Source organism: Flavobacterium subsaxonicum WB 4.1-42 = DSM 21790 (genome assembly GCF_000422725.1).
In the GTDB taxonomy this organism is placed as follows: domain Bacteria; phylum Bacteroidota; class Bacteroidia; order Flavobacteriales; family Flavobacteriaceae; genus Flavobacterium; species Flavobacterium subsaxonicum.
On sequence record NZ_AUGP01000018.1, the window covers coordinates 359312 to 366192 of the forward strand.

General features: G+C 41.7%; 4 protein-coding genes. 3 read left to right on the forward strand and 1 reads right to left on the reverse strand.

The features are described 5' to 3' along the window. Positions 1-28: 28 nt before the first annotated feature. On the reverse strand, positions 29-1108 hold the full coding sequence (gene recF, locus G509_RS0107815; protein ID WP_026991005.1) for a DNA replication/repair protein RecF: 1080 nt from the start codon (positions 1106-1108) through the stop codon (positions 29-31). Between the two features lie 141 nt (positions 1109-1249). Between recF and G509_RS0107820 the strand changes: the two genes are divergently transcribed. From G509_RS0107820 to G509_RS21685, 3 genes are all read left to right on the forward strand, one after another. Continuing rightward, the gene (locus G509_RS0107820; RefSeq protein ID WP_026991006.1) at positions 1250-2044 is read left to right on the forward strand and encodes a tetratricopeptide repeat protein; all 795 of its coding nucleotides are present in this window, start codon (positions 1250-1252) and stop codon (positions 2042-2044) included. 1 nt (position 2045) lies between these two features. After that, positions 2046-2531 carry a 6,7-dimethyl-8-ribityllumazine synthase gene (gene ribH, locus G509_RS0107825; RefSeq protein ID WP_026991007.1) on the forward strand — a complete coding sequence of 162 codons (486 nt, stop codon included), beginning with the start codon at positions 2046-2048 and terminating at the stop codon, positions 2529-2531. 433 nt (positions 2532-2964) lie between these two features. Then, positions 2965-6881 (forward strand): immunoglobulin domain-containing protein (locus G509_RS21685; protein WP_035738678.1); only part of this gene is annotated, 3917 nt, incomplete at its 3' end.

Below are 6881 nucleotides of genomic sequence, written 5' to 3' on the forward strand. Positions count from 1 at the left end.
TTACCGCATAAACAAATTACCAAATTAACTATAAATTAAAAATCCTGTAGCTCTGGTGGGTGGTTTTAATAATAGCTTCAGTACGCTCCGGGTGGGTATCGCTAATAAATATCTGCCCAAAAACCTTATCGTCTATCATTTGTACAATTTTGGCAACGCGGGTTTCGTCCAGTTTATCAAAAACATCATCAAACAATAAAAGCGGTAAAACGCCTCCTTGTTTTTTTATAAATTCAAACTGTGCCAGCTTGAGCGCTATTAAAAACGACTTTTGCTGACCCTGCGACCCGAATTTTTTTATAGGATGGCCGTCAATCTCAAAAAGCAGGTCGTCTTTATGTATGCCCACACTGGTGTATTGCAGCACGCGGTCGCGTTGCAGGTTCTCGTCTAAAAGGGTGGCTAATGTTTTGGTATGCAGGTGGCTATCGTAAACAAGGCTTACACTTTCAGCCGAATCTGTAATGGCTTCGTGGTGCTTGCTAAAAATGGGCACAAAGTCGGCAAGAAAGAGTTTTCGCTTTTCGAAAATACGCTGACCCATACCGTCCAGCTGCTCGTTGTATATGTTTAAAGTATCCCTGTCGAAAGTATGGTTAAGGGCAAAATATTTAAGCAAAGCATTGCGCTGTGCTACCACTTTTTGGTAGTTAATAAGTTCCTGTAAATAAGCGGGATCCAGCTGCGATATAACAGTGTCCAGAAACTTGCGGCGGGTTTCGCTACCTTCGGTAATAAGGTCGTTATCAGATGGTGATATAATAACAAGGGGTATAAAGCCAATGTGTTCAGAGAATTTGTCGTAGGCCTTTCCGTTGCGTTTAAGGGCCTTTTTAAGTCCCTTTTTAAGGCTGCAAACAACCTGCTCTGTACGGTTGTCTTTATCAAAAGTGCCGTCTATAACAAAAAACTCTTCGCCGTGTTTAATGTTTTGCAGTGCGAGTGGGTTAAAATAACTTTTTCCGTAGGCTAAATGATAGATGGCATCGAGCACATTTGTCTTGCCAACACCGTTTTTTCCTACAAAACAGTTTATTTTTGGGTCAAACTCATAATTGGCCTCGGCGATGTTCTTATAATTGATGAGCGATAAATTCTTTAAGTGCATTTTTAATGGCCCTGAATATGAAAACCTTCCAATAAAAAAGGTAGTTTTTTAAAGTAGCTGCAAATTATTGAAAAATAACGACAAAAAGATATTTTATTATTCAATAAAAATTTTATTTTTGCGCTCACTAAAATAAATTAAATGGCAACATATAATAAAAGAGGATACAAAGCCCCTAAACCGGAAGAAGAAAAAGATGTAGTAGCTGTAGAAGCCGTAGAAGAAACATTTGACGGAAAAAGTACTACTGCAGAGGTTTTTAATTCGCTGGATGAAGGCGCCTCTCGAACAGAAGAATGGGTAGCCAAAAACCAAAAGGTTATTTTTGCCGTGGTAGGTGCTATTGCATTGATAACTATTGGATATTTGTTTTACGACAAATTTATTGTAGCCCCTAAAGAAGAGGAGGCTGCTAACGAGATGTTCCAGGCAGAACAATACCTTACACAGGCTGTTAATGCAACTACTGCAAGCGACTCTCTTTACAAACTTGCCCTTAACGGTGGCGAAGGTAAATATGGTTTCTTAGAGATTATAAACAAATATCCTGGTACAGATGCTGCTAACCTTGCAGAGTACTGTGCAGGTACTGCTTACCTAAACACAGGTAAATACAAAGAGGCTGTACAGCACCTTGAAGAATTTAAAACAGACGATGTTGTTTTAAAAGCCTGGGCAATTGGCGCTAAAGGCGATGCTTTTGTTCAGTTAGGTACTAAAGCTAATTTAGAAGAAGGCCTTAAATTTTATGATGAAGCTTCTAAGGTTTCTAACGATGCACTTACTGCTCCACGCTTTTTATTTAAAGCAGGCCAACTGTCTTTAAACCTTGGTAAGAAAGCAGAAGCACTTAAGTACTTTAAAGAAATTAAAGAAAAATACAGCGCTTCTCAGGAAGGTGTTATGATTGACGCTTATATAGCAATGGTAGAATAACATGGCTACAGTAAATAAAAACTTATCAGAATACGATAAAAACACAATCCCAAACGCGAAAGATTTTCGGTTTGGGATTGTTGTTTCTGAGTGGAACGAAAATATAACTTCGGGCCTGTACAAAGGCGCTATAGAGGCTTTGCTGGAAAATGGCGTACCGCAGGAAAACATTGTTAGCTGGAATGTGCCGGGCAGTTTTGAGCTGGTATATGCTGCAAAAAAAATGATAGCTACCCAAAACCTGGATGCTGTTATTGCTATTGGCAGTGTTATACAGGGCGAAACCAAACATTTTGATTTTGTGTGCGAAGCGGTTTCGCAGGGCATAAAAGATCTTAATGTGCTTACCGATGTGCCTGTTATATTTTGTGTATTAACAGATAATACCATGCAGCAGGCTATAGATCGTAGCGGTGGTATACATGGTAATAAAGGTACGGAGGCTGCAATTGTAGCTATTAAAATGGCCGAGATAAAACACAGGTAATAGCTGTAAATAAAATATTTTAAAGAGTCTTTCTGTTAAAACGGAAAGGCTCTTTTGTATTTTATGCTGTGTGTTGGTTATGTGTAAATTATAACTTTCAAAAGAAAAAATTAATGCACCTTGTATCTTAAAATTTGCAGCAAAACAGTTTACCTCGCGTTTTTTTATTAGTTAACTATGTTTGTATGTCTGAAAGTGCTAAAAACAGTGTGTTAATGCCTTGGTAAATTACTGTAAATGTTTGCGTAAAGTTTAAAATAAGTGTGATTATTCTTGAAAAACTGCTAAAATATGTCAAAAAATCATATTATATTAAAATTATCCTATTATAGTTGAATACTATACAAAAATGATTTTTTGAGGTAGTAAAATGATAGGCTTGGTTGTTTAATAGTCATAATTGCTATAATTTTAAAACCTCAATTGTTTATAAATGAAAAGAATTACATTACTGCTTATTTCCCTGCTGTGCATACAATTTGTATCGGCTAATAAGCATAGTATCACCCCGCCAAAATCTAACAAAAAAGTTTATTTTGCGCCCCCTAATGATAATTGTGCCAACGCCACTACGTTAACTGTTAATGCAGGTGCTACATGTACATCTACAGCAACGGCATCGTTTACGGCAGCAACGGCATCAACAGGAGAGGTTGCCCCTTGCACCAGCTTAACCACGCCAATTGGAGGCCAGGATATCTGGTACCAGTTTACAGCTACGGCAACCACGCATACCATTGCACTATCTAACTTTGCAGGGTCTATACAGCCGGTTATGCTGGTATTGTATGAGGGTGAGTGTGGCGCTTTAACGCAGATGTATTGCAGCGCCAATAATGTTATAATTGCATCGGGGCTAACACCTGGTACAGTTTATAAACTGCGCAGCTATTTTAACCTTGCCAGCCCAAGCCTTACCACTACATTTAATATATGCGTAACCACACCACCGGCAAGCAGTAATTTAGATTGTTCTATAAACACAATTAATTATAGTTTTGAAACCCCCGCGCCGCCAGCGGGAGCAGGATGGCCAAATTTTGTTAATGATAATACGGTACAAGGTTGGAGAACTACTAATAATGACCATATTATTGAGTTTTGGCCATCTCCTTCAGCCGAAGGTGTTATTGCCTTCCAAGGATCGCAATTTATAGAGCTTAACGCTAATGCCAATCAGGGCACTATGGGTGTTTACCAAGATTATGCTACACCACAGTCTACTGTGTTTACTATTAAGTTTGCCCACCGTGGGCGTATGGGAACAGACGTTTGTAAGCTTATGGCGGGACCTGCAGGCGGTACGCTTCAGCAGGTAGTTCAGGTTTCAACTCCTAATACTGGATGGGTACATTATGGAGAAGCACCTAATGCTGCCATAACTTATACCGTACCGGCAGACCAGCCTATAACGCGTTTTTATTTCCAGGCAGTTTCTACTTCTACAGGAGATACCAGTGTTGGTAACTATTTGGATGCTATTGAGTTTACAGCGCAAAACCAGATTATTACGCCTACCCCTAATTATATGCCCTGCGGCACACTTTCTATAGATGTAGAAGCTGCAGGTATTGGTAGCTGGACACCACATGCCGATAATCCGGGTACGGCAACAATATCAGATCCTACTTCTACAAATATTACAATATCAAACTTTTCTACCCCTGGTATTTACTTGTTCGATTGGGGTACAAGTAACTGTATAAGTACAATGGAGGTTGAATTTGTTGGCGCCGAGCCGGAGCCACCAACCGTTGCCAATTTAACTTATTGCCAGGGCCAGACCGCTCCTGTGCTTACCGTAGGTTTTGACCAAGGTAACACCGTTGGATGGTTTTACGGTAGTGCATGGCATACAGACCCTCCGGTAGTAAATACAGCTACTTTAGGTACTACAACTTATTATGTTAGGCAAACAACGCCTAACGGTTGCGAGAGTGTATCTACCTCTTTTACTGTAACAATTGTGGCACTTAACCCATCGGTTACATCATTTACATTGCCTGCTGCTGTTTGTGCGGGTGCGGCAAACGTTGTGCCAACTCCAGCAACCGATTTTACAACAGGTGGTGTATACAGTGCTGGTACGGGCTTAAACATAGACCCCGCTACAGGCGAAATTGACCTTGCAACAAGTACTCCGGGTTCTTACACCGTTACTTATACAGTTGCTGCTAACCCTGCAAGCTGTTTACAGGCAGGTAGCAGCACAGCTCCAATAACCATAAATGCCGCACCAGTTTTAGCGGCTGCCACAGCAATAGAACTTTGCGATAACGATTATGATGGCCTTGCTATCTTTAACCTTAACCCTGCAGGAACGCAGGTGCTTAATGGGCAAACGGGTTACACGGTTACTTATCATGAATCGTTAGCCGAAGCCGAAGCCGGTACCGGTGCCATTACAACTCCAGGAGCTTATCCTTCAGAAACTGCGAACACCCAGACTATATTTATAAGGGTAGTGCAAACAGGTACTACAACCAACTGTTATTCAATACAAACGGTAGACCTTATTGTACATCCTAAACCTGCTGTACCGGTAGTTTCTAATTACACATTGTGTGATGACGCTGTCACAACGGGCGAAGCCACCGTGTTTAACCTTACTACCAAAAATACAGAGGCAGTAGGGGCAGACGCAACTTTAGCCGTTACTTATTATAGCAGCCAGGCTGCGGCCCAGGCAGGAACTCCGGAAATTCCTACTCCGCAAGCCTATACTAATACCGCCAACCCGCAAACGGTTTGGGTAAGGGTAGAAAATACTTTTGGATGCTTTAGCATATCGTCATTCAACCTTATAGTAAATCCGTTACCTCCTGTAAGTGCTACAGCACAGCTTCAGGAATGTGATGAAGATGGTGCTGCCGATTTTACACTTACCGAATTAAACACCCTTATAATTGCCAATCCGGCCGGTTATACCTTTACATATTATGCGTCTCAGGCTTTAGCCGATGATGCATCGACAGATGTGTTGCCTTCCGTATATACAACTGCAACCACTACAATATATGTGCGCGTTGTAAATAATACAACAGGTTGCTTTATTGTAACACCGGCACAGCTTAATGTAATAGCGCGTCCGGTAACGGTACCTGCAACACCATTACAGGTGTGCGATGTATTGCCAAATGATGGTATTGCGGTATTCGACCTTACTTTGGCAGGTACAGAGGTTATTAATGGCCAGACCGGCTTAACGGTAACCTACCATACTACAGAGGCTGCAGCCGAGAACGGCACGGGTGCAATAACTACCCCGGCAACATATACAAACAATACTGCTATTCCTGTTATATATATAAGAGTAATACCAACAGGCACAACAACCAATTGTGCAACGGTAGAGCCGGTTCAACTTATTGTTAATCCTGCTCCGGTAATTCCTGCTATAGCAGATTACGTGCTTTGCGATGATAACAATTCTCCTGATGGCGAAGAGCTATTTGACCTTACCACATTAAATGATGATGTTACGGTTAACCCTCTTGCAACGGTAACGTACTACACAAGTCAGGCCAATGCACTTGCAGGCACTCCGCAAATACCAAACCCAACATCTTACCAAAGCGGTAACGCAACATTATGGGTAAGGGTACAAACCCAGTTTGGTTGTTTTAGTGTGGCATCGTTTAACCTTGTGGTTAACCCGCTACCGGTTGTAAACACTGCAATGGAACCATTTTATGCCTGCGAAGAAACTCCGGGCCAGGGTATATTTAACTTAGATCTTATTGCGCCTTTAGTAACCAATGGCGCTGCCGGTTATACTGTGGCTTATTACGCTACATTGCAACAGGCACAAACAGGTGGCGCAGGCCTTTCTACGCCGTATTCATCTACTACGGCTACAATTTATGTAAAGGTAATTGATGAAATTACCGGATGTGCGTCGATAACCACGGCTGATCTTGAAGTGCTTCCTGCACCAATAGCCCCTGTAGTACCGGCATTAGAAGAGTGCGACGCTAACAACGACCAGGTAGCTGTATTCAACATCAACACAGCACTTGATTATATCCTGTCGTACATGGGCGGATCGGTAACACTTACCGTACACGAAACATTAGCAGATGCCACTTTTGGAGCTAACCCTCTAAGTGATGCACAAATTGATGCTTATACTAACGTTTTTGCTTTTACAACAAATGGGGTTCAGACATTATATATTAATGTTTCTTCTAACCAGACCGAATGTTTCGACATTGCAGAGCTGCAATTGATCGTACACCCAACCCCTGTTGCAGTAACCCCTGCAGTGCCATACCAGCTTTGCGACAACGGCGCAAGCGATACCGATGGCCAGGCCGTATTCGACCTTACCACGTATGCCGAAGAAGTACT